22 protein-coding genes and 2 pseudogenes are annotated in these 22,834 nt (G+C 58.7%); 13 read left to right on the top strand and 11 right to left on the bottom strand.

Translation table 11 applies throughout. The annotated features are described in order from the left end of the window. Window positions 1-108: 108 nt before the first annotated feature. Window positions 109-1,290: a hypothetical protein gene (locus tag FBY02_RS04650; protein ID WP_144923980.1), complete on the bottom strand. Its 1,182-nt coding sequence runs from the start codon at window positions 1,288-1,290 to the stop codon at window positions 109-111. Between the two features lie 509 nt (window positions 1,291-1,799). Here FBY02_RS04650 and FBY02_RS04645 point away from each other — a divergent pair. The 3 genes and pseudogenes from FBY02_RS04645 to FBY02_RS04635 form a co-directional block, all read left to right on the top strand. Then, window positions 1,800-2,279: a hypothetical protein gene (locus FBY02_RS04645; protein ID WP_144923977.1), complete on the top strand. Its 480-nt coding sequence runs from the start codon at window positions 1,800-1,802 to the stop codon at window positions 2,277-2,279. A gap of 173 nt (window positions 2,280-2,452) precedes the next feature. Continuing rightward, entirely contained in the window at window positions 2,453-3,121 is a 669-nt protein-coding gene (locus FBY02_RS04640) for a hypothetical protein (RefSeq protein ID WP_144923974.1), read from the top strand. Window positions 3,122-3,361: 240 nt separating this feature from the next. Further along, window positions 3,362-3,592: pseudogene (locus FBY02_RS04635) on the top strand (methyl-accepting chemotaxis protein); the annotation flags it as partial. Window positions 3,593-3,630: 38 nt separating this feature from the next. Here FBY02_RS04635 and FBY02_RS04630 read toward each other — a convergent pair. The 4 genes from FBY02_RS04630 to FBY02_RS04615 all read right to left on the bottom strand — a co-directional run bounded on the left by FBY02_RS04630 (window position 3,631) and on the right by FBY02_RS04615 (window position 5,877). Next, window positions 3,631-4,353, bottom strand: a complete 723-nt coding sequence (locus FBY02_RS04630) for a metallophosphoesterase (protein ID WP_144923971.1) — start codon at window positions 4,351-4,353, stop codon at window positions 3,631-3,633. Window positions 4,354-4,419: 66 nt separating this feature from the next. Continuing rightward, the gene (locus FBY02_RS04625; RefSeq protein WP_144923968.1) at window positions 4,420-4,962 is read right to left on the bottom strand and encodes a hypothetical protein; all 543 of its coding nucleotides are present in this window, start codon (window positions 4,960-4,962) and stop codon (window positions 4,420-4,422) included. Window positions 4,963-5,086: 124 nt separating this feature from the next. Beyond that, window positions 5,087-5,707, bottom strand: coding sequence for a putative adenosine monophosphate-protein transferase Fic (locus FBY02_RS04620; protein WP_144923965.1), 621 nt, complete (start codon window positions 5,705-5,707; stop codon window positions 5,087-5,089). Beyond that, complete coding sequence (locus FBY02_RS04615) at window positions 5,707-5,877, bottom strand: YhfG family protein (RefSeq protein ID WP_144923962.1); 171 nt, start codon at window positions 5,875-5,877, stop codon at window positions 5,707-5,709. The genes FBY02_RS04620 and FBY02_RS04615 overlap by 1 nt, the downstream gene beginning before the upstream one ends. Window positions 5,878-5,994: 117 nt before the next feature. Here FBY02_RS04615 and FBY02_RS04610 point away from each other — a divergent pair, with 117 nt between their 5' ends. The 4 genes from FBY02_RS04610 to FBY02_RS04595 all read left to right on the top strand — a co-directional run bounded on the left by FBY02_RS04610 (window position 5,995) and on the right by FBY02_RS04595 (window position 9,912). Next, the gene (locus tag FBY02_RS04610; RefSeq protein ID WP_144923959.1) at window positions 5,995-7,215 is read left to right on the top strand and encodes a putative DNA modification/repair radical SAM protein; all 1,221 of its coding nucleotides are present in this window, start codon (window positions 5,995-5,997) and stop codon (window positions 7,213-7,215) included. After that, window positions 7,212-8,051: a TIGR03915 family putative DNA repair protein gene (locus tag FBY02_RS04605; RefSeq protein ID WP_144923957.1), complete on the top strand. Its 840-nt coding sequence runs from the start codon at window positions 7,212-7,214 to the stop codon at window positions 8,049-8,051. The genes FBY02_RS04610 and FBY02_RS04605 overlap by 4 nt, the downstream gene beginning before the upstream one ends. 280 nt (window positions 8,052-8,331) lie before the next feature. Beyond that, on the top strand, window positions 8,332-9,018 hold the full coding sequence (locus tag FBY02_RS04600) for a cysteine hydrolase family protein (RefSeq protein ID WP_144923955.1): 687 nt from the start codon (window positions 8,332-8,334) through the stop codon (window positions 9,016-9,018). A 6-nt stretch (window positions 9,019-9,024) separates the two neighbouring features. After that, entirely contained in the window at window positions 9,025-9,912 is an 888-nt protein-coding gene (locus FBY02_RS04595; protein ID WP_144923953.1) for a LysR family transcriptional regulator, read from the top strand. A gap of 29 nt (window positions 9,913-9,941) precedes the next feature. Here the strand turns inward: FBY02_RS04595 and FBY02_RS04590 are convergent, their stop codons facing one another. Beyond that, the gene (locus FBY02_RS04590) at window positions 9,942-10,430 is read right to left on the bottom strand and encodes a hypothetical protein (protein ID WP_256662471.1); all 489 of its coding nucleotides are present in this window, start codon (window positions 10,428-10,430) and stop codon (window positions 9,942-9,944) included. 142 nt (window positions 10,431-10,572) lie between these two features. Continuing rightward, window positions 10,573-11,481 (bottom strand): LysR substrate-binding domain-containing protein, encoded by a 909-nt coding sequence (locus FBY02_RS04585; RefSeq protein WP_144923951.1) that lies wholly within the window; start codon window positions 11,479-11,481, stop codon window positions 10,573-10,575. A gap of 181 nt (window positions 11,482-11,662) precedes the next feature. On the opposite strand from FBY02_RS04585, the gene FBY02_RS04580 reads away from it, so the two are divergent. Together FBY02_RS04580 and FBY02_RS04575 are read left to right on the top strand one after the other, a co-directional pair. After that, window positions 11,663-12,955, top strand: coding sequence for a dicarboxylate/amino acid:cation symporter (locus tag FBY02_RS04580; protein WP_144923949.1), 1,293 nt, complete (start codon window positions 11,663-11,665; stop codon window positions 12,953-12,955). 11 nt (window positions 12,956-12,966) lie between these two features. Next, window positions 12,967-14,460: an amino acid racemase gene (locus tag FBY02_RS04575; RefSeq protein ID WP_144923947.1), complete on the top strand. Its 1,494-nt coding sequence runs from the start codon at window positions 12,967-12,969 to the stop codon at window positions 14,458-14,460. Window positions 14,461-14,649: 189 nt separating this feature from the next. Here FBY02_RS04575 and FBY02_RS04570 read toward each other — a convergent pair. Next, window positions 14,650-14,907: pseudogene (locus tag FBY02_RS04570) on the bottom strand (AraC family transcriptional regulator); the annotation flags it as partial. A 246-nt stretch (window positions 14,908-15,153) separates the two neighbouring features. On the opposite strand from FBY02_RS04570, the gene FBY02_RS04565 reads away from it, so the two are divergent. After that, window positions 15,154-16,389 carry an MFS transporter gene (locus FBY02_RS04565; protein WP_144923943.1) on the top strand — a complete coding sequence of 412 codons (1,236 nt, stop codon included), beginning with the start codon at window positions 15,154-15,156 and terminating at the stop codon, window positions 16,387-16,389. A 128-nt stretch (window positions 16,390-16,517) separates the two neighbouring features. Next, window positions 16,518-16,766, top strand: coding sequence for a hypothetical protein (locus FBY02_RS28055; protein ID WP_178112015.1), 249 nt, complete (start codon window positions 16,518-16,520; stop codon window positions 16,764-16,766). Here FBY02_RS28055 and FBY02_RS04555 read toward each other — a convergent pair. The 3 genes from FBY02_RS04555 to chrA all read right to left on the bottom strand — a co-directional run bounded on the left by FBY02_RS04555 (window position 16,763) and on the right by chrA (window position 20,164). Then, window positions 16,763-17,254 carry a hypothetical protein gene (locus tag FBY02_RS04555; RefSeq protein ID WP_144923940.1) on the bottom strand — a complete coding sequence of 164 codons (492 nt, stop codon included), beginning with the start codon at window positions 17,252-17,254 and terminating at the stop codon, window positions 16,763-16,765. The genes FBY02_RS28055 and FBY02_RS04555 overlap by 4 nt on opposite strands. 241 nt (window positions 17,255-17,495) lie before the next feature. Further along, window positions 17,496-18,647, bottom strand: a complete 1,152-nt coding sequence (locus FBY02_RS04550; RefSeq protein WP_144923937.1) for a mechanosensitive ion channel family protein — start codon at window positions 18,645-18,647, stop codon at window positions 17,496-17,498. Window positions 18,648-18,820: 173 nt separating this feature from the next. Further along, on the bottom strand, window positions 18,821-20,164 hold the full coding sequence (gene chrA / locus FBY02_RS04545) for a chromate efflux transporter (RefSeq protein ID WP_144923934.1): 1,344 nt from the start codon (window positions 20,162-20,164) through the stop codon (window positions 18,821-18,823). Between the two features lie 185 nt (window positions 20,165-20,349). Here chrA and FBY02_RS04540 point away from each other — a divergent pair, with 185 nt between their 5' ends. Both FBY02_RS04540 and FBY02_RS04535 read left to right on the top strand, forming a co-directional pair. After that, window positions 20,350-21,009, top strand: coding sequence for a ribonuclease T2 (locus tag FBY02_RS04540; protein WP_144923932.1), 660 nt, complete (start codon window positions 20,350-20,352; stop codon window positions 21,007-21,009). 232 nt (window positions 21,010-21,241) lie between these two features. Next, a complete protein-coding gene (locus FBY02_RS04535) occupies window positions 21,242-22,810 on the top strand; it encodes a GGDEF domain-containing protein (RefSeq protein WP_144923928.1) in 1,569 nt (522 codons plus the stop codon). The last annotated feature ends 24 nt before the right edge of the window (window positions 22,811-22,834 follow it).

The following is a 22,834-nucleotide window of genomic DNA, read 5'->3' as shown; positions in this document are numbered from 1 at the left end:
CATGTCTAAAGCCCCATCGGTTTTCGCCCTGATCGATAGCAACAGCTTCTATGCCTGTTGCGAACGAGTGTCCCGGCCGGGCCTAGCCCGGATGCCTATCGTGGCCCTTCAATTAGGCAACCAGTCCTGTTGATCGGCAACGCCACGCTCACCTACCTTATATGCATGCAGCAGGAAGCTACGGTTATCCTTCCAGATTGCATCGATTAGTTCGGCGACGTCGGTCTGTTGCTTGAGGTACGCGTCCAGCCCCTCTTGGTCTCCAGGGCAATGGCGTTCAATAAATTGGCGTGTGACATTAGCGATGGTGGTTAGGCGATCCGCAAGCGGTGGGTGCTTCTGCTCTTTCCGAAATCCTTCTTCATCACCAGTGAGCATGATTTGATGCCCGCGCTTGATAAAATCGAGTACGGATAGGATGAGGACGGCGCCAACATTGGTTTTAGCACAGTGATTCAAGCCACGAGGGTTATTCTGCCCCAGCAACATGCAAATTACTGTGCCTAAAGTATCGGCTTCGGTTTCCTTCGTTTGGGAAATTGATGACGCTTCACCCCCTGCCTGCGCAATGCCTCCCCAAGAATGTTCAAGCACGTGATGGCTGTATTCGTGAGCAAGTACGAACCAGGTCATAGCCTCGTCTATGTCACCAATCAAATGAATTTGCTGGTCTCCCGAAATCTTTATGGAGCGGCCTATGTCAGGCGCCTTTGGGTTCCGGCAGTAGTCGAGGAAGAACATTCCCCAGTCCCTGCGAAGCTCTATGTCGGCCATCAGTGATTTCATCACTGGCTTCGCTTCCCAGTTCATCTGAATGATACCGTCATGGGTGGGGCCCATAATTACAGTGCGAGCGAATAGTTTTGCCAAGCGGTAAATCAACGTGGTCAAGTGCCTGGTCATCATGATCACGCTCGCCTGTGTGGTCATTACGGGCATTTGCATGGCTTCCAAGTGGTCTCCGTGCAGGATACCCACTGTTACGCCGCTGCGTAAGGAAAGGCCAAGTCCTGAGATGACTTTCTCGATTTCACGGGCTTCCGACTCCAAGCTGAGGTGGGTGAGGGGGTCGTCCTCAGGTGCTACTTGAGCAACCATTTTATTGAGAATACTCTGCCGCAAATCGGGCAGGGCCGTGTCTGGAAATTGCTGCTTGATGAACTCAACGGCGGCATCCAGCTGATCAGGCTCAAGACGCAATCGGTAGTTTTCATCGGTTTTGAAGCGTTTCTGCTGCTGAGCCCTATAGTCTTTTGCTGCTTCCAACTCCGGATTGTCGGAAGTGCTCATACCTGCTCCTTCAGTGAGTGTACTTATAGGCGTAGCTCGAAAATGGTGTCATGCATCCAGCCCACCAGCCGGCCATTGTACTCGGTCATGGCGACAACTAATCACTGGCGACAGGTCAATCGCGTCTATTTGAAGTATGAAGACTCATCTAACGTGTCTCTACTTGACGTGCGCCATCATCCCCCACCACACCTGCGGGGCTAAATAGGGAGGATCTACTGAAGCCGCATGCAGGCTTGTGTTCTGCACACGTTCTTTACTATCCCTGTTCGCAATATCGCCCCGCTAGATCATTGGACAAACGAAAGTCTGGTGCTTGACTGAGAGGGGGCAGGAGCCGCTACGTACAGGAGGAACCCCCTATGCTGAGGTTAAGTAGGCGTCTTGAGACTCGATCCGCTTCACATTTTGGCTCACATATCAGAAGGAACTATCAAACGAATGCAAAGCTGAATGTCTTTCAGGAGAAGGGTTCGTTTATGTGCACGCGAGCGGCGGTGGCAACCATCATGAACAACCTCAAGGGAAGCGTCTGGAAAGACGTCGATTATTACGACGAGTATCTTCGGACTAAAGTCGCAGAGTATGACCGGCGGTTTGCCGCTGAAACACCAATACTCGAGGAGAAGGCTTTGACTGAGCTTTTTCAGAAGGAAGGGTTTGTTGTCACTCCGTTGTCGATGACGCCGGGCCAACTGGTCAACCCTGATACCTATCAGCTGTTCAAAAAGAAGCTGGCCAGCGGCTTTATTCTTTCAACCAGCAGACCACCGGGAAATCCAGGCAATATCACCCATTCGGTGGTAATTGCGGATTCCCTGCCGTCAATCTGCCCCGGCAGTTGTTTTTATGACGTGTTTGACCCTTATCCCTACGAAAAAGGGCCTGAAGACGGCATGCATTTGTATGATATTAATGACATTGTCGATAACAAAATATCGACCAATTTACTGATTCAAAAAATTCATGGAGATTTAAGCCGCGATTGATTCGACTCTTCGGTAGCGCGTTTTTTGGGCTTTCGTCAGGGCATTCTGACTGGAAGTGCCTTGCTGACAAGTTCGGTCAGGCGCGCCGCTATTCAATTGGCATTAGTGGAGCGGCGCTCAGCTGAGCATGTCGGCGCCCAACCCACCAGTTATATGGCATCATGGCATCACCCATGGACGAGGCGATGAAAGTTGGTCAAAATCGCCAATTTTGTAATGGCTTGGAGCCACATATGTTTCCTGAGGAAATTCGCTTCAAAACTAATACCTTATTGAAAATTGCACTTTCTCCACCAGGTGCTTTTTTTGTCGGCTGCGCTTTCATCATGCTGTTTACAAAATCGAGTGAAAGTGCGGCTGCTTGGGTGCAAGCAATTGGTTCCATAGGTGCCATCATTGGGGCTTTTTTGGTTGCAAGACAGACACATATGCTCGAACAGAAGGCTGGGAAAAAGTCTGAGCTTGACATTGAGATACGAGCGGTGCTCTTGGCAGAGGGAATAGTTCAAGAGGCTCACGCGGCGCTGTCCACTGCCTTCAGGAATGCCCGGAACTCTAGCGATACGCCGGTGAGTGCAAGGCGTCTTGAAAGCGTCCATCAGGCGTTAATGCTTGCTATTACCCAACCAGTAAGTGAGCACGCGCTCAAGCCGATATTGAGGACCCTCAAAAGGGTTAGTAATTCTTGTGGTTTTCTTCAGGATGCGATGCAACACAACGGGGTGCTCAGGCCCGCCGATCTCGAGAACATGAGTCGGTTCTTGGATGAGTTGATAGCTAATAAAGCCATCCTCAGTGAAATACTGAATGACCTTCGTGACCGTCGAAAAAAGTCCCGATGAAGATTGCCTGGCGTCCATAACTTTCCTACATACCATGACAGGTTGCGCGGTCGGTCGGTCCTTAGCACTATTGACGATGTCACGCCAAAGGCCGCACTAACCCATTTGTCGGGTGATTTGCAGCGTCAGGCATCTTGGTCGATATCTCGGAATGACGGCAGCGTTGTGCCGACCTTTCCAAGAGAGACAAAAAATGAATGTCAGGACTATGAACCTCGCCCCGAGGTCTGCCACTTTCTTCTCAAGCAGATCGCCGAGACGATTACCCGTATCAATGAACGCAACCTGCTGATCGCCACCGTCTCAGAAGAGCAGGCGCAGGTGGCCCGCGAGGCCGACCAAAACCTGACCAGCATCCGCGAGCTGTCGATCCAGAGTTCGGCGGGCGCTACTCAGACCGCCGGCGCCTGCGGTGAGATGGCGAACTTGGCGATTGGGCTGAATCGCCTGGTTGCGCGTTTCAAGGTCTGACACGTGCAAGCGAAGTGTCGTACCCATTTCCGTTTCGATTATGGGCGCATTGTTATGCAGGTTGTGGTATCCGCATTGAGTTCTACAAGACTCAACGCCCCATCGTCAAAGGAACAGCCGGTGTCGATGTAGACGACATTACCCAGGCAGGTGACGTTCGATACCGTTGAGTGCCCGACGTAAAGCCGGTTTATGCCCCTGATGGGGTCATTGTTCTGTTGTTCTATTTTACCCCGGGCATACAAGGCTATTTTCAAAGCGCGGTGGCGGCTATCTTCGCCAAAATGTCCGGACAAGGCGTCTTTGGCGGTCTGCCAGTCATCATTGTCGCGCAGTAATGGAGCTTCGGCGTGCACGATGCCCATTTTTCTGCCGTATTCCAGCTCAACTTCAATGATCAGCGGAAGTTCCTGGAGAACATTGGACAGTTCATGCTGGGTCGTGGCTGCCAGCTCATAGAGCCAGGCCCCGCCGTTTCGGGTGTGCCTGGCAATATCTCCCTGTCCGGACACGCAGTCGATGAGCATCTGTTCATGATTACCCCGGACCGCGTGAAACCAGGGTTCTGCCAGCCAGTTCAGCACTTCCAGGGAGTCCGGGCCGCGATCGATCAGGTCGCCAACAGAAAACACCCGATCCCGTTCAGCATTGAAGTCGGCGTGAGCCAAAAGCGACTTTAGAAGTTTGAAATGCCCATGAACATCACCCACGACAAAGTCTCGGCCTTTTCCATTGGGGGAGAACGTCCTTATCGTGTCCATTGTCGGCGTTTCATGTGGAGAAGGGAGGAGAGGAAGTAGTTTGCTCCCTCTTCTGGCCCGATAGAATCATTTTTTCAACTGATAGTCCTGGCCCCATACCCGTACAGAACTGATGGGCTCGTTCTGCCCATCGAAGATGAACTTCTGCCGCACGGCTGCCTTGGGTGGAACAGTGACTTCATCCGGGTTTTCCATTGCCTTGAGGCTGTTGGCATAACCTGCCTGATCAATTGCCAGCAAGACACCCGTCTGCCTGAGGTTGATCAGGCGCAGTTGCGTGTCGGTGCTGTTCTTGAAACCGAGGGTAACGGTGAGATTGTCGTCGCTGGGTTCCAGTTTCAGAACTTCGACGCCAATGCGGTCTTTCATTTGTTCGCCTGAGGAAATGATCGCTGCGCCATCTGTGCCCTGGGCTGATTCGCGGCCGTCGAGTACACCTTCGCTGACACCGCCCAACAGGTTCTTGCCCGCCGTGATGAACGATGAGACGGCTGCTTTGGTCGAGTCCTTGATCAGGCTGCCGTCGGCCGGTTCGGTTTCGGCGAAGCACAGGGTGCTGGCCAGGAGAGTGGAGACGAAGAAAAAGGAGCGTGACGGCGAGAGAGTCATACTGGAGTCCTTGAGGATGATCTGCAGCGTCGAGGCATGCAATGGTTGCCAAGTTTATCGCTGACCAACACTCAAGATGAAATAAATCCATTGACGCGGTTTCAATTGGGTTCGTGCGATCCATTCATGGAGCGACATTACCTGCGTCGGCTTGAATCGCCTGGCCAATGCACTTCTCGAACACCTGCTCCATGGGGCCGGGCATGCAGTTGTAAGCCGCAATGTTTGCAAAGATCCACTCGTCCTTCTCGATACCCCACCAACTGATTTCAAACCCGGCATTCATGATGAGATGCTCGAAGAGGATGCGCTGGGCGCGTCCATTGCCTTCGCGAAAGGGGTGGACCACGTTGATATCGGAATAGGCATCGGCCACGGCAATGATCAGGTCCGCCCGTGGCAGCCCTTCGAACCAATGGGCGGCGGCCATGTTGCTGAAGATTTTCCTGGCTTCTTTTTCCATGAACTGTGGCTGGCAGAAGCGTGTGTCTTGTTTGGCCATCCCGACGGTGCGCAGTTCTCCGGCCCACTCGTACAAATCCGAGAAAAGTCGTCGGTGGATGTTCTGGAGGTAGGCCAGGTCGTAAGGGGGAGCGTTGAATTCGACCTGGTCCGCCGCGATGGCCGTGAGTTGTTGTTCGGCTTCGCTCAGGGTGGGTTCGTCGCGGATATCGAGTCTGTTACGAAGGACAGTGGAGCCCGGGTAGCAATAGGCGTCCTCACCAACCCCATATTTGTCGGGCATCAGGTTCTGGTCTTGGTGAAGATCTTCAGGACTTCTTCACGGGTCGGCATTTTGCCTTCGCTATCGGAAAAGGTCACTTTGAAACCTTCCAGGCGCAGGCTGGCCGCATAGTTGGACCGACGCGTCCTGGCCGCGTAGGCCTTCTTGGTTTCAAGGCTGATGTTGCCCATGGGGCTGAACCTCAAATCGCGTGGGTGGGCGGATTATAACCCATCGATGACCAATGGCGCTTGCATCGCCTCGCATCTCCAAATACTGTATGCATGACCAGTATAGAGAGCCTTCCCATGCAATTGATCGCCAAGCTCGGCATTCTCGCCGACGCTGCCAAGTATGACGCCTCCTGCGCCAGCAGTGGTGCACCCAAGCGCAGCTCTCGCGGTCGTGATGGGTTGGGAGCCACCGACGGCATGGGCATCTGCCATAGCTACACACCGGATGGGCGCTGCGTCTCGCTGCTCAAGGTGTTGTTGACCAATTTCTGCCTCTACGACTGCCAGTACTGCGTAAACCGTCGCTCCAGCAACGTGCCAAGGGCGCGCTTCACGCCTGAGGAAGTGGTGCGCCTGACCCTGGATTTCTATCGTCGCAACTGCATCAGCGGGCTGTTCCTGAGTTCCGGCATCATTCGGTCGGCCGACTACACCATGGAGCAACTGGTGCGCGTGGCGCGTCTGTTGCGGGAGGTGCATCAGTTCCGGGGCTATATCCATCTCAAGACCATTCCCGATGCCGATCCGTTGCTGATCGAGGAGGCCGGTCGGCTGGCCGATCGCCTCAGTGTGAACATCGAGTTGCCCAGCGAGGCCAGCCTCAAGCGACTGGCACCGGAGAAGCAACTGGTCACGATCCGCCAGGCCATGGGCACCATCCACCAGGGCCAGCAAGCGGTGGCTGGAGAAGTGCGCGCGCCGCGCTTCGCCCCGGCCGGGCAGAGTACCCAGGTGATCGTCGGGGCCGATGCCACGGACGATCATGCGATCCTGCAGAACGCCGAGTCGCTCTACCAGGGATACGGCCTGCGGCGGGTCTACTATTCAGCTTTCAGCCCCATTCCCGACAGCCCCGCCAGCGTGCCATTGGCGGCGCCGCCGTTGTTGCGTGAGCACCGGTTGTACCAGGCTGATTTCCTCATGCGCGGGTACGGCTACAAGGCGGGTGAAATCCTGGGCGGTGCCGGCAACCTGGACCTGGACATCGACCCCAAGCTGGCCTGGGCGCTGGCGAACCGTGAAGTGTTTCCCCTTGACGTCAACCGTGCCGAACCCGCGCTGCTGGCGCGTATTCCAGGGATTGGCCTGCGCAGCGTGCAACGCCTGGTGACGTTGCGCCGGGAACGACGGGTCCGCTACGACGATCTGGTGCAGTTGCGTTGTGTGCTGGAAAAGGCGCGACCGTTCATCGTCACCAGCGATTATCGGCCCGCCGAGGCGCAGATGCGTAGCGGCCTGCTGCGGGCGCGCTTGCGTGAGCCCCAGGGGCCCATGCAAATGGGGTTGTGGGGATGATCGCGCTGGATTGCCAGGATGATTTCCTGGTATGGCGCGACCAGGCCCGCAAGCTGCTCGGCCACGGCATCGACCCCGTTGACGTGACCTGGAGCCAAGGCCCCATGGCCGACCTGCTGGCCATGCCGACGCCGCTGCCGTCAGGTCCGGGTCCGTTCTCCACGCGAGTGCCGGCGGCCTTGTTGACCCAGCTTGAGCAGGCCGGTCGTTACCAGGGCGAACAACGCTGGAGCCTGTTGTACGAAGTGCTCTGGCGTGTCGCCCATGGAGACCGCACGGCGATGCTCGCCGGTGATCGCCTGGGCAGCGAATTGCAGCGACGGATCAAACAAGTCAGCCGTGAGGCCCATCACCTCCATGCGTTTGTACGCTTCATACCCTTGCCGCAGGCGCTCGCCGAGCAGTTGCAACTGGACCTCGTGGCCTTTCACGAGCCGGCCCATGACATCCTCGAAAGCGCGAGCGGTCATTTTGCCGAGCGGCTGGGCCGACAACGCTGGCTGATAGCGACGCCTCGCGATGGCATCCGCTTCGATGGTCAGGCCCTGGATTATCAGCGCCATTGTCCTGAGCAGTGGCAACAATGGGCGCGTCATGCTGAAGACCCGGACGCAGAGTTATGGCGCACTTACTACCGGCACACCTTCAACCCGGCGAGGGTCAATCCCCAAGCGCTGCGACAGCACATGCCAGGGCGTTTCTGGCAGCACTTGCCGGAGGGGGCGTTGATTCCCCGGCTGGTGGGGCAGGCACGGCAAGGTAAGCAACGGGATGGACAGGCGTTGGAGGTGGGGGAGAAGGTGGGGAAGCGGATAGTTGTGGGTGGTAATGTCTAGTTAATACACAAGTCTGTAGAGGCAGGAATAAATTTAATCATCCAGAGTGCTCGCTAAGTGAATGTGATACATGTCGCTCAAGTCGAGCCTTTCATCCCTGCCGAAAATGGCGGGGAGTTCGCTTGTTCATGATGCCCGGCATGACGCTGATGCGTCCGGCGCCCACCGGCAAGTATCTTGTTTGTGCAAATCCCGAACAGGTTCTGTGCCGTCCCCACTGTGTTCAAGCTCCGGACCTCTTTCTAGCATTCCTTCCCTCAACAACCAGGAAGGAATTCCCATGCAACGATTCACCCGCCGTTTCCTCGCTGCCTGTGCATTTTCCGGCGTCGTCGCCAGCAGCGCTGCACTCGCTGAAAACCAGCCAACCATTCGGGCCATGTCAGGCGCAACGCCGACCAGCCAATTGCCTGTTGGTAAAACCGCGTTACTGGTGATCGATTTTCAGAACGAATACTTCACCGGTAAGATGCCGATTCCTGATGGCGCTGCCGCGCTGGCCAATACCCGTAGGCTGATTGCCTTTGCCGATGACCACAAAATGCCGGTTTTCCATGTCCAACACATCGCTCCCGCAGGTTCGGCGGTGTTCGCGAAGGATGGTGAAACCGTGAAGTTTCACCCGGACATGCAGCCCAGGGCCAAGGATGTGGTGCTGCAGAAAACCACCGTCAGCGTCTTCGGCAGTACTGACCTGGACAAGCGTCTGAAGCGCGCCGGTATCGAGAATCTGATCATTTCCGGTCTCATGACCCATGCGTGCGTGGCGGGTGCCGCCCGGGATGCGGCGCCCCTGGGCTACAATGTGCTGGTCGCCTCCGATGCATCGGCGACTCGCGCGATTACCCGGGGCAACGGTGAGGCGATCGACAAGGACGCCTTGCACAAGGCCGCGTTGGCTGAAGTCGAGGATACCTTCGGTGATGTCATGACCACCGAGCAGATCATCAAGTTACCGGTACGTTAAGTCGATATGAATCAGATGCTCGCCATGGGCGTGTTCCGCTGCATTGTGGAGACCCAAGGGTTTTCAGCCGCGGCCGAGCGACTGGGCACCACCCATTCCTCGGTGTCGCGACACTTGCAGCAATTGGAAAGCGCCTTGGGCGTGCGTTTGCTCAATCGCAATACCCGGCGCATGAGCCTGACCGCGGCCGGCGAAAGGTACTACGCGGCTTGCGTGGATATCCTGGAACGCGTCGAGGCCGCCTCCCGCGCCGTCACCCTGGAGCAGGAGCGTCCCTCCGGCCTGCTGCGAATCAGCGTGCCGCTGGTAACCGGTACGTTGGAATTGGCCCATTGGTTGCCGACCTTCCAGCAACGCTACCCGGACGTCCAGGTCGACTTGTCGTGCTCCGATCCCCTTGTCGACCTGGTGGCCGATGGTTTCGACGTGGCATTGCGGATCTGCGGGGCGCTGGCCGACAGCAGCCTGGTCGCCCGCTTGCTCAGCGTGTCACCGCAAGTATTGGTGGCGGCGCCGGGCTATGTATCCAAGTACGGTCTTGCGCGCAGCGTCGTTGAGCTCAATGAGCACCGGTTACTGACGTATGGGGCGGCTACCCAGTGGTCGTTGGCAAGCGAAGGAGGGCAGTCAATAACACTGGATTGCGACAGTGCCTTTCATACGGACACCATCACCGCCTTGCATGCGTGCGCGTTGTCGGGCGGGGGAATCGCGGCGTTTACCCTGGCGACGGTACGAGATGATCTGCTGAAGGGAAGGTTGGTGCGGATTCTGCCGGAATACACCCTGGGAATGAGGCACTACTATGCGTTGTACCCTCATGCCCGGAATCTACCCCTCAAGGTCCGCGTATTTGTTGATCACATGGCCCAGTACTACGAAGGAAAGCTCTGAATGGGGGGAATGTCCTCCGAGAAACGGATTCAGCTTTTCATGGCCAGCTTGACGACCTGTTGGGCCTGGGCAGCCGACAGCTTTCCATTCTTGCTCAGTTTGTCCAGGGAGGCGCTCGCTGTCATCAGGCTGGCGGTGAGTGTCGAGAGCGTCGCTTGCAACGCGCCGGCTTTTACCTGCTTGGTTTCCGGGGACATACTTTGATCGGCCATGAGCGCCTGCATTTCTGACTGCTTCTCTGCGATTTTCTGCTTCAGCTCCCGAATCATTTTCAGGATCTTCTGCACCTGATCGGGCAACCCGCTTTCTTCAATGTCCTTGTTGGCATTGGCGGTGCGGTCATTCGCTGATTTTTGAAGTCCGACCCCGGACAGCGATACTTTCACCCCCTCAACCTGCGTACCGGTAGACGATTTGTTCGCAGGCGCCTGTGCCACTTCATCCGTGGACTTTTTGGGTTCTACGCTGATTGTGGAGAGTGGGAGAGCACTGGAGCGCTGGGCATCGAGGTTAATCATGTTCAATCCTTGGAGGATGGGTATTCGAAACCTATCGGCTTGTTCTTGAATGTGTTTAGGTTTCTACCGGGAGAAAATTGTTAAAGGTTGTAATCCGCAAAGGAAATTTGTAGTGACGCGTAAACGAAAGCCCACTGACTGATCACCGCAACGAAGCCCCCTCCAACGTCTTCCACAACTTGCGCATCGTCGGGTTCCGATTGGCGATCGCACAGTACGAGCGAATCTCCAGCTGCGTGCTCCATTCCTGCTCTCCAGCCCTGACCAACAACCCTCGCTCCAATTCATCGGCCACCGCGCTCTGCGGTAACCAGGCCACACCATAGCCTTCGACCGCCATGCGCATCAGCAGCATCGCCATGTCGGCCTCATAGCAACGCTCCAATGCCGTCGGCGCGGGGCCGTTCTTGATGACGATGTCGGCGACGCGGCCGAGGAAGGTGGTGGCAGTGTAGGCCAGGTAGGGCACCGGTTTGCCGGCGCGGCCGGGCAGGCGGTACAGCGGTTCGCCTTTGGCATTGGGAGCGCACAAGGGGATGAACGCGTCGTGGCCGAGGGTCAGGCTGCCGAAGCGTTCGGCATCCAGCAGGATGGGGGCGAGCGGATGGTGATAGACCATCATCAAATCGCAGTTGCTTTCTTCGAGGGCGATGACGGCGTCGTGGATGTTGGCGGCGACGACCCGGGCATTGAATTGCTCGTTGTGCTGTTGGAACTGGGAGAGCCATTTCGGCAGGAAGGTCATCGAGAGGCTGTGGGCCGCGGTGATCTGGATGGAGCGGCCCGGCATCCGCTCCACGTCGCGCAACGTCGAACGCAACCGCAGCAGGCCGGCCAGTGCGTCCCGGCTTTCCTCGCAAAAAGTGATGCCCGCCGCCGTCAGCTGGACGGGGTAGGTGCCGCGGTCCACTAGCTTGACCCCCACCCACTCCTCGAGTGAGCGGATACGGCGTGACAAAGCTGATTGTGTCACGCAACGGACTTCGGCGGCGCGGGAGAAGTTCTTCCACTCGGCGATTGCCAGCAGGTCATCCAGCCATTTGAGTTGCATGTCCGGTCTCCCGTTAAAGATGCGCCAGTTTACGTCGCAATCACCCGGCCCAGCGTGTCCTTCGCATAACTATTCCGAAAGTGCATGAAGGTAGCTGGATTACTCATCATCTCGTCCGAGCCGCTCCTTAGAATCGACCTTGCCAAGTAAAAAACTCCAAGAACTACTTGAGGACAACACCGTGAAGAAGAATAAGCTCCCACGTCGAATTGCAATGGGCATAGCCCTGGGCGTGCTGGTGGGTTGGGCGTGTCACCATGTCGCAGGGAGCGAGCAAAGCGCCAAGGAGATCGCCGGCTATTTTTCGATGGTCACCGACATTTTCCTACGCATGATCAAGATGATCATTGCACCCCTGGTGTTCGCGACCCTGGTCGGCGGTATCGCCAGCATGGGCAACTCTCGTTCCGTCGGGCGCATCGGGGCCCGGGCGATGGCCTGGTTCGTGACGGCATCGATCGTTTCGCTGCTGATCGGGATGGGCCTGGTGAATCTGTTTCAACCGGGCGCCGGGCTGAACCTTGACGTTGCGCAGCATGCATCTGCTGCGGTGCCGGTCAACACCGGGGATTTCAGTCTCAAGACGTTCATCGGCCACGTGTTTCCCCGCAGCATCGCCGAAGCCATGGCGAACAACGAGATTCTGCAGATCGTGGTGTTCTCGCTGTTTTTCGGCTTTGCACTGGCCGGGGTCAAGCGGGCGAGTTACACCCGGATCACAGACTCTATCGAAGAGCTGGCGAAGGTAATGTTCAAGATCACCGACTACGTCATGGCCTTCGCACCGATTGGTGTGTTTGCCGCCATTGCCTCGGCCATCACCACCCAGGGGCTTGGTCTGCTGGTCGACTACGGCAAGCTGATCGGCGAATTCTACCTGGGTATCCTGATTCTCTGGGCGCTGTTGTTCGGTGCCGGCTACCTGTTCCTCGGGCGCTCCGTGTTCCGACTCGGAAAACTCATCCGCGAACCGATTCTCCTGGCCTTTTCCACCGCCAGCAGTGAGTCCGCCTACCCGAAAACCATCGAGGCGCTGGAGAAGTTCGGCGCGCCCAAGCGTGTGTCCAGCTTCGTATTGCCCCTGGGTTATTCGTTCAACCTGGACGGCTCGATGATGTACCAGGCTTTCGCCATCCTGTTCATCGCCCAGGCCTATAACATTGACCTGAGTTTCACCCAGCAGATGTTGATTCTTCTGACGCTGATGATTACCAGCAAAGGCATGGCCGGCGTGGCACGGGCTTCGGTGGTCGTGGTCGCGGCCACCTTGCCGATGTTCAATCTTCCTGAGGCGGGGCTGTTGCTGATCATCGGCATCGACCAGTTCCTGGACATGGCACGCACGGCTACCAATGTGGTGGGCAACAGCATTGCAACGGCGGTGGTCGCTCAATCCGAACCTCACGAGGAGGCGGCCGAGGACCGAGGCACCGCCCCCGTCCAGTCTCGATCCAACCCGGTTCCGGTTGTGTAGGGAGCAACGCCATGAAGGTGAAAGCGAAGTCGACCCGGCAGACGCCTGCGGTTCGGAAGCTGGGCATCGTCGGCGGGCTTGGCTCGCTGGCCGGTGGCGACCTGTTCTACAAACTGCTCAAGTCCAGAGCGGTGCTCGAGGATCAGGGCCGCTACCATTTTCTGGTCGAGCAGCACCCGTTCAAGGACGTGCTGCTGCCCCTGGACACGAATGCGAGCATGACGTCGCGCAAGTTCTATGTGTTCCAGGTGTGCAAGTTTTTTGAGGATAATGGCTTCGACGCGGTGCTGCTTCCATGCTTCGCCAGCCATACCTTCCGTGCGGAAATCCAGGACGAGTTGGGCATTGCGGTGCTGGACATGATGGCGGCCCTGGCTCGCTACGTCAGGCGCACTGTCCAGCCCCGGGCAACGTTGGGTGTCATTGCCTCCGATTTCGTGCGCCACTGTGGGATGTTCGAGCGGTACTTCGCGGAGGACTTCCGGATCGTTTACCCCGACGCCGAAGCTCAATCGGCCTTGATGGAGGCCGTGTATGGCGTCGATGGCATCAAGGACGGTTATCTGGAGGGCGCGCCACTGGAGGCGCTGTATCAGGCGTGTCTGTCGTTGCAGGCCCAGGGGGCGACGGTGATCCTGCCCGGCATGACCGAGCTTTCACTGGTCTGTACCGATCTGCAGCGACGCGGCATGGCCGTGCTGGACATCAACTCGATCTACGCTGACTTCGCGACGCAGCAGCGGACACCACCAGGTCGAGCGACCTTCAAACTAGGCATCATGGGCGGCGTCGGGCCGGCCGCCACGGTGGATTTCATGGCCAAGGTAGTGGCCAATACCCCGGCGGACAGGGACCAGGACCACATCCGGATGGTGGTCGAGCAGAACCCGCAGATACCGGATCGGACGGCCAGCCTGCTGCGGGGAGAAACCGATCCGACCCTGGCGATGTACGCCACCTGCAAGCGTCTTGAAAGCGCAGGCGTCAATGCCATCGCGATTCCCTGCAACACCGCCCATGCCTTTGTCGAACGCATTCAGAAGAACCTGGGGGTGCCCATCGTGAACATGTTGAGCGAGACGGTGGAGTGGATCCTGCACAGGCACGGGGCGAGCAAGGTCATCGGGCTACTGGCAACTTCCGGTACGGTACAGAGCCAGGTCTATCATCAGGCAGCCCGCCGAGCCGGGTTGCAGATACTGACGCCGGGGCCCGACTATCAGGCGATGATCATGGACGCTATCTACGGGCCGCGGGGAATCAAGGCCGGTTTCACCGACGGACTGTGCAGGGAACAGTTGCTGCTGGCGGCCGAGCACTTGTGCGAACTGGGGGCAGGGGTGTTGATTCTGGGATGCACGGAACTGCCCCTGGTGCTCGAACACGGCGAGGCGTTTGAAATCAACGGACATGCGGTGGCGCTGGTGGACCCGACGATGATCCTGGCGTTGAAGTGCATTGCCTTGGCGGAAAAGACAGACAGCCGCTTGCAAGGGGGGAAGTGAATGTCGTGGCGAGGGAGCTTGCTCCCGCTGGAGTGCGGAGCGCTCCCATCATTCGGGGCTACTGCGCAGCCCAGCGGGAGTAAACTCCCTCGCCACAGTGGATCACGTCAAATGTCCTTGCCCCCGCAACGCCGCAATATCCCGCTTGGGCGGCGTGCCAAACAAGCGGCCATATTCGCGGCTGAACTGGGCGGGCAGGTCCAGTGAGGTGATAAGGAAGCGCGAGGCATCGTAGCCATAGGCCTCGCCGCCGAGCCACAGTTGTTTCGCACCCTGGGTCACGAGGACGATGCTCGGTTCGATCATGCAGATGGCAGGCGGCGCGGGGGCATCACGTCGAAACAGGCTGAGTCCGGCGATCGATGTTGCATAGTCCCCTGTCCGCTGGGCCCGCGCGCCAATGTTGTCGGCGAGAGTTTCTTGCAACGATGTGCGCCGGATCGTCATGGTGTGTTCGGGTTTCAGGTTCGGTTGATAGCTTTAGGCAGAACATTACCTCGCCAAGCGAAGCGCTGCCTATATCTCGCGTGCAGGTTCACAGAATCGGGCAAGAATTACAGAGAAATACTCTACCGGTCATCCAGAGATAACCGCTGAAATGGACGTGTGCTGCGGGGCTTTTCCCGAGGCTCGTGCGGACCCGCTCTTGCAGTACAGCAAAAGTGTTTACCTCAGCGACAGGATGCATACTCGATGACCGATACCTCTTTGCCGAAATCACACGGCCAACCCGCATGGAGTGCCGTGCTTGCCATGGCGCTCGCCGCGTTCGCGCTCGTAGCGTCGGAATTCATGCCGGTCAGCCTGCTGACGCCGATAGCGGCGGATCTGCAGGTCAGCGAGGGGCAGGCCGGACAGGGCATTGCCGTGTCCGGCGCCTTCGCGCTGATCACCAGTCTGTTCATAGCCTCGATTGCGGCCAGGATCGACCGTAAGTGGCTGCTGTCGGGTCTGACACTGCTGATGATCCTCTCCGGGACGGTGGTCGCGCTGGCGCCTGATTACCTGACGTTCATGGCGGGACGCGCCTTGATCGGGGTCGCAATCGGTGGCTTCTGGTCGCTGTCAGCGGCCACGGCCATGCGACTGGTACCGGACAATCAACTGCCGCGTGCCTTGGCCATCGTCAATGGTGGCAATGCCCTGGCGACGGTGGTGGCGGCGCCGTTGGGCAGTTTCCTGGGAGCGATCATCGGTTGGCGTGGCGCGTTCTTTTGCATCGTGCCCGTTGCTGCGATTGCCCTGGCCTGGCTGCTGTTGCGGATGCCGACAATGCGGATCCGGCACACGCAGACGAAACAGGGCAGCAGCAATGTTTTCAGGCTGATGACCCGGGCGCCGGTTGCATGGGGCATGTTGGCGGTCAGTACGTTTTTCATGGGGCAGTTCATGCTGTTCACTTACCTGCGTCCGTTCCTCGAAAGCGTGACCCAAGTGAGCGTCTCTCTGCTTTCGTTCATGTTGCTGGTCATCGGCGTGGCCGGTTTCCTGGGCACCTTCCTGATTGGCGCGTTCCTGAAGAAGGGCTTGTATCGGACCCTGATCATTATCCCCTTGTTGATGGTGGCGATTGCCATTGCGCTGGTGGGGTTCGGCGCGTCTGTGGTTGCCACGACCGTCTTGCTGGGATTATGGGGACTGGTGGCGACTGCCGCGCCTGTCGGGTGGTGGACCTGGCTGGCGCGGACACTGCCGGACGACGCAGAGGCCGGAGGGGGGCTGATGGTGGCAATTGTCCAGCTCGCCATCGGAGCGGGCGCGACGGTCGGCGGCTTTCTGTTTGATCTGAACGGCTACCAGGCGACCTTCGAAACCAGTGCGGCGGTGCTGGGCGTTGCCGCCATCCTGGCCATGCTGGCCGCTCGCGCTACGGCTCGGGAGTCGTTAGCGATGCCGAGCACCGCGGCATTCGGCGCAGCGGGTGGCTGAGCGAATCAGCTGACCGTTGAGCGCTTGCGGTTGGTGGCCTATTGATATCTTGGTAAACTCTGCTCTCATGATTCATCAGGCCGTCAGTTGTGTCTACCGAACGAATTCCCCAGTTGGAGCAAGCCCTTATGGCCGTTATCGCTGCCGCGGGGAAAATGGGTGTCTGCAGCGATGAACTGTGTGCTCAGGCGGTGGGCGGATTGATGTCCGATCACTACTGGAGCTGGGCCAATGCCCTTTATGCACAAGGCGCGGCCGATGAGATCGACAACGCCTTGAACAGGCTGGTGTCACGGCCGATGGCGCAAGTGACGTCGCCCGACGCTGAAGTTGGCAGCGACGTGACACTCCAGTCGGCCTTTCAGGCCAGCAATTAGACCGAGTGCGTTAAACCCAGACCTTCCTCCACCAGCGCAACCAACGCCTCTTCGTCCAGTGCCAAGGGCTCGGACAGCGGCTGTCCGCTCGACTGGACATGCCACCGCGATTCGCCATGTTCACCGACGGTTCGCAGCAGGCAGCGTGTCTGCCCCTTCAGGTGGATTTCAACACAGCCCTCTCCATGAGCGGAGAAGCGGGCAATCGGGTCGAGCTCGATGCGGTGATGGTTCCCTTCCATCAACAGTCGATCAATGGCGTAGTTGTACGTCGAACCGCTGGCATGGCTTTCGAACACGTGAGTGGGATTGCGCCGAATCGTCAACCCGGCTTCGCAGACCGGCGCCAGCCAGGTTTCGATCTGGTGGTACAGCTCATAGACCTGGGCGGGCCAGTGTTCAATCGCCAGGTCGGCATTGTTATCCGTGTCGGCACGGCTTTGCCGGGTTTGCCTCAGCTTGGCCGCCAGCTCGTCTGCTTTGCTCATGTCGATGCTCCCTGTCGTAATGATGAGGTGAGCTTAGCTGATGGGGTCAGGTGTTCAGTTGCGTTGGGTCAGGGAAGGCTTTCGAGTGTCGGGGCTGGTTTTGCTTTGGCAACGCAATCTCCGCGATTCCTTGTGGGAGCGACGCTGCTGGCGAAGGCGTCCGGTCCTTTGCATCAAGGCTGGCTGACCCACCGCCATCGCGAGCAGGCTCGCTCCCACATTATTCCGGTTGAAGCTGATATTAATGCCGTGCCTGATATTTCGGCGTCGCCCGCGCCGGGGTCTCGTGGTCGCTTTCCCCGGCAGGCTGTGCGGGCATATTCGGTAGCGAAGCGACGTGGACGGTCCGCGCAGGAATCGCGAAGCGCACGCCGATTTTCGCGAATTCTTCCATCATGCCCAGATTGATCGCCTGTTGGATGTCCATGTAGATGTTGTAGCTGGGGTCCAGCACGATATAAACCGTCTCGAATTCCAGAGCGCTCTGACCGATGCCGCGAAAATGCGAGCGGTCGAAGCGGGTCTTTTCCTGTGCCTTGATGATGCGTTCGACGATGACCGGCACCTGCTTGAGTTGTTCCGTGGAGCAGTCGAGGGGCAGGGTGAATTCGAAAACGATGCGCCGTTCCTGGAGCCGTTTGTAGTTCTGGATGGTGGTGCTGATCATCTCCGCGTTGGCCATCACGATCTGTTCGCCACCCAGGCTGCGGATCCGCGTGGTCTTCAGGCCGACGTGTTCGACGGTACCGGCCAGGGATCCGACGACGATGAAGTCGCCGACTTCGAAGGGTTTGTCCACGGCAATGGACAGCGAGGCGAACAGGTCGCCGAGGATGTTTTGCACCGCAAGCGCGACGGCGATGCCGCCGACGCCGAGGCTGGCGATAAACGCGGTAATGTTCACGCCGAGGTTGGAGAGCATTGCCAACAGCACCATGGCCCAGAGAAATACCTTCGCGCCCCACAGGCTCAACGTCGCCAGGGCACTCTTCTGATGGATTTCGGTGTGGTTGTGGCGGGCGAAATAGTGCAACAGTGTAAGGGCGATTGCCCGGTTGGCCCACAGTCCCATTTGCAGGGCCGCCACCACGAACCAGAGGCTGCTGACCCGGCTGAGCCAACGTTCCGGCAAGTCCAGCACGCCGATGCCGATCAGGATCGAAGCCAGCAACAACAGGGTGTTGCTGGTGCTGGAGAGCACTTCGACGGCGATGTGGCTGAGGTAGGCGTTGGGCTTCTGCGCCCGGGCCCGTACGTTCCTGAGGAGGAAGCCGATGCTCGCCCTGGCGACGATGAAGCTCACTGTCATCACGCCGAGGGCGAGCAGCCAATTGGCGATGGAGATGCCCAGCAACTGGGTATCGGTAAAGATTTCGAGGGAGCTTGAGTCCATGGATCGGTCACCTGCGCCGTTGCTTTTCGGGTTCAGGCCCTATCTGGCGTTAGAGTCTGGACAGGGCCAGGAACTTCGTTAGGTGACGTAAGGTACGGGCCGTTCAATTTTATTACCGGCCTGTTGTTGCGAACATCGGTGGGCGTGGCGACTTACCCGGGCGAGCGTCTCTCTTAACGCAACAGGTGCACCGCCAGCCCGGCCAGCCCGCATGCCACCAATACCTGGATCACGCCACGCTTGTAGCGAAACAATGCAATGGCGGCCAATAGGGCGATGATTGCCGATGGCCAGTCCAGCGCACCGACAAAGCCGTTGGGCCAGAGTACGTGGTAGCCGAAGAAGCAAGCCAGGTTGAGGATCACGCCAACTACCGCCGCGGTAATCGCCGTCAGCGGTGCGGTGAACTTCAGGGCGTTGTGGGTCGACTCGACCAACGGGCCGCCGGCCAGGATGAACAGGAACGAAGGCAGGAAGGTGAACCAGGTCACCAGGGTGGCCGCAACGGCACCGGCGAGAAAGGCCTGTTCGGGGCCGAACACCTGCATGACATAGCCACCAACGAAACCGACGAACGCCACTACCATGATCAAGGGGCCTGGGGTGGTTTCGCCGAGGGCCAGACCGTCGATCATCTGTGTCGGTGTCAGCCAGCCGAAGTGTGCGACCGCTCCCTGATACACGTAGGGTAAAACCGCATAGGCACCCCCGAAAGTCAGCAACGCGGCTTTGGTAAAGAACCAGGCCATCTGCGTGAACGTGCCTTCCCAGCCGAACATCAGGGTCAACAGGCCCATCGGCAAGATCCACAGCAAGGCACCGATGGCCGCCAACCGGATGAGTCTGAAGGTGCTGAACCGGGCATGCTCCGGGGGCGGGGTGTCGTCGTCGATCAACGCTGGCCCGAAGGAGCGATGCCCGGCCGCCTGGCCGCCCAGGCTGAATTTTTCCGGCGCCCAGCGGCCACCGAAATAGCCGATGACCGCGGACCCGAGCACGATCAACGGGAAGGGGACATTGAAGGCGAATATTGCCGCGAACGACGCGACGGCTATTGCCCACAATCCACTGTTCCGGAGCGCACGGGAGCCTATGCGGTGGGCGGCATGGACGACGATTGCCGTCACGGCGGGCTTGATGCCATAGAAAACGCCCGCCACCACCGGCACTTCACCGAAGGCGACGTACAGCCAGGACAAGGTGATGAGGATAAACAGCGAAGGCAATACGAACAGCGTGCCGGCGATGACTGCGCCCCGGCCACGGTGCATCAGCCAGCCCAGGTAGGTCGCCAACTGCTGGGCTTCGGGTCCCGGCAGCAACATGCAGTAGTTGAGAGCATGCAGGAAACGCCGCTCGGAGATCCAGCGTCGGTGCTCCACCAGCTCCTGATGCATGATCGCGATCTGTCCGGCCGGCCCGCCAAAGCTGATGAAACCCAATTTCAGCCAGAACCAGAAAGCGTCGCGCAGGCTGACGGCCGAGGGAGCTTCAAGGGGACGGGAGGTTTTGTCCATGGTCGACGGCGCATTGGCAGATGGAAGGCGGACTACGTTATGGGGCGTTACGCAATTTGGATAGCCCCTGTCTGGGTTTCCCTGTAAAAAACACCTCCTTTCACCGGCTTGAAACACAGGCCTTGAACAATCACCGACCGGATCGAGGTCACTGCTTTCCACAGGGCTGCCCGAGGAGCGGGTCAATGAAACAACGTTTTGCAACAGTCATGCTGCTTGCGCTTACCCTGGGCTGCATGGGAGTGGGCAATGCCCGTGAATCACGCGCTGCCCGGGCGGAGTCCGTCGCGGGAGTATTCGATTACTACGTGCTGTCACTGTCCTGGTCTCCGACGTTCTGCCTGACTCACTCGGGCGATGCGCAGTGCTCCGGCAAAGGCTACGGTTTTGTCCTGCACGGTCTCTGGCCGCAATACGCCAAGGGGGGCTGGCCGCAATCCTGTGAACCGAGGGTGCCGCTGACCGACGCGGAACGGGAGAAGGGCCTGACGTTGTTTGCGACTCGCAAGTTGCTGGAGCATGAGTGGTCCAAGCACGGTACTTGCAGCGGCCTCGGCGCCATGGGCTTTCTGCAGGCGTCCGACAAGGCGCTGGCGGAGGTGAAGGTGCCGTCGCAGCTGCAACCCCCCAGTTCCTCGTATTATTTCGAAGCCGAGGAGATCGCCAGGCTGTTCCGGCAACGCAACCCCGGCATTCCGGCCGACGGTATTGCTGTCATCTGCAGTGGGCCGCAATTGTCGGAAGTGCGGGTGTGCATGGACAAGAGCCTGACGTTCACCAGTTGTGGCAGAGGCGTCAAGACGCAATGCCGGAGCGGGGATATCCGGGTGCCACCGGTGCGCTGAGGGCCGTATCTGACTGTCCATGGTCAAAGTTCTTGTGGCGAGGGGATTTATTCCCTCGCCACACATTCAGCGCTGTGCTGGCCGGCAGGCGATAGGAGATTTTTGGATCCACAATCCCACCCATCGGCTGCACTGCACCGGCAAATTGCCGCCATACGAGCGGTAGGCTAAGCTCTTGCCTATTGGGGGGCTTTGAGCGATTCGCTCATGCTTTGCCCTCCCGGGAATTCGCTTGCCTATCGTCATCCCTGATCCGCTCAATACACCCGGCGGTGCCCTCAAGCGCCTGCCGTTGCTCAAGGCAGCGGTGGCGTTTATCGCGGCGGTCTGCCTGTGCCTGTGCGGCTTGCTTTATCTGCAACTGGAGCAGTCCCGGCACCACGATCTGGACGCTGCGCGTATCGCCTCGGCCAACCTTACCCGGGCCATGGCCCAGCAGGCCCAGGATACGTTCCTGCAGGCAGATCTGGTGCTCGCCAGCCTGACCGACTGGATTCAGGTCGATGGCTTCGGCCCGGCGCTGCAACCGCGCCTGCATAGAACCTTTGCCCGACGCGTGCAATCACTGGAGCAGTTGCACGGCCTGTTCCTGTTCGACAAGAGCGGACATTGGGTCGTCACCTCCTTCGATGACTTGCAAAAAGGCGACGGGGTGGCAGACCGGGAGTATTTCGCTTTCCATCAGCAGAATGCCTCACTGATCGCCCATATCGGGCCGGCCATTCGCAGCCGGCAAAATGGCGATTGGATCATTCCGGTCTCCCGGCGCGTGAATGATCAGGACGGTAATTTCCAAGGCGTGCTGCTGGCCGGGATCAAGATGTCCTACTTCGATAGCTTCTTCAGAAGCTTCAGCCTTGACGACCAGGGCGAGATGGCCCTGGCCTTGACCGACGGAACCTTGTTGGCCCGCCGCCCCTTCGATGAAACGCAGATCGGCCGAGTCATGGCCCAGGAGAGCCTCTTCCGGCATGGCCCCGGCATCCAGAAGCCCGACACCGCAATGATCCGCTCCGCCGACGGTGTCGTCAGGCTATACGATCACCAGCACCTGCTGGCCTATCCGCTGATGGTTACGGTCGCGATGTCCGAGCAGGCGATTCTCGCCGGTTGGTACGGCAAAGCCTTTCAGTCCAGTCTCATCGTGGCCCTGGTGGTCACGGGCATCTGTCTGTTCGGTTGGGTGTTTGTGCGTCAGGTGCGTAACAGTGAGCGGATCGAGGCCGACCTGCGCAAGGCACAGGAAACGTTGAGGCTGATTGCCACCCATGACAGCCTGACGGGGCTGGCGAACCGTCGGTTGTTCGAGCGGGCCCTGGACATCGAATTTGGTCGGGGTGCCCGCCAGCGCAGTCCTTTGAGCCTGATCCTGCTCGATATCGACTACTTCAAGCGCTACAACGATGCCTACGGGCATGTGGCCGGCGACCATTGCCTGGCGCAAGTGGCGAAAGTGCTCAAGGGTTGCTGCCATCGCAAGGCTGATCTGGCGGTGCGTTATGGCGGTGAAGAGTTCGCGGTGCTGTTGCCCGACACCGACCTGCAGGGTGCCATGACGTTGGCTGAGCAGATCCGCCAGAGCCTTATCGACAAGCACATCACCCATTCCGGCTCCCCCACCGGCTACCTGACGGTGAGCCTGGGCTGCCATGCCTTCGTGCCCAGCAGCCTGGACAGCATCGAGGTCTTTATCCAGAGGGCCGATGCGGCGCTTTATCAGGCCAAGCACAGCGGCCGCAACCGGGTGCAGGCGTGGTCGACTGAAAGCGGCTTCGATACGCTGGAGCGTTCGGACCGTTGAGATCCGTTGGAATCATCGCCGACT

This window comes from Pseudomonas sp. SJZ078, from assembly GCF_007828255.1.
Classification (GTDB): domain Bacteria; phylum Pseudomonadota; class Gammaproteobacteria; order Pseudomonadales; family Pseudomonadaceae; genus Aquipseudomonas.
The sequence above is the reverse complement of the archived record's forward strand: the minus strand, read 5'-3'. Positions and strand labels throughout refer to the sequence as shown.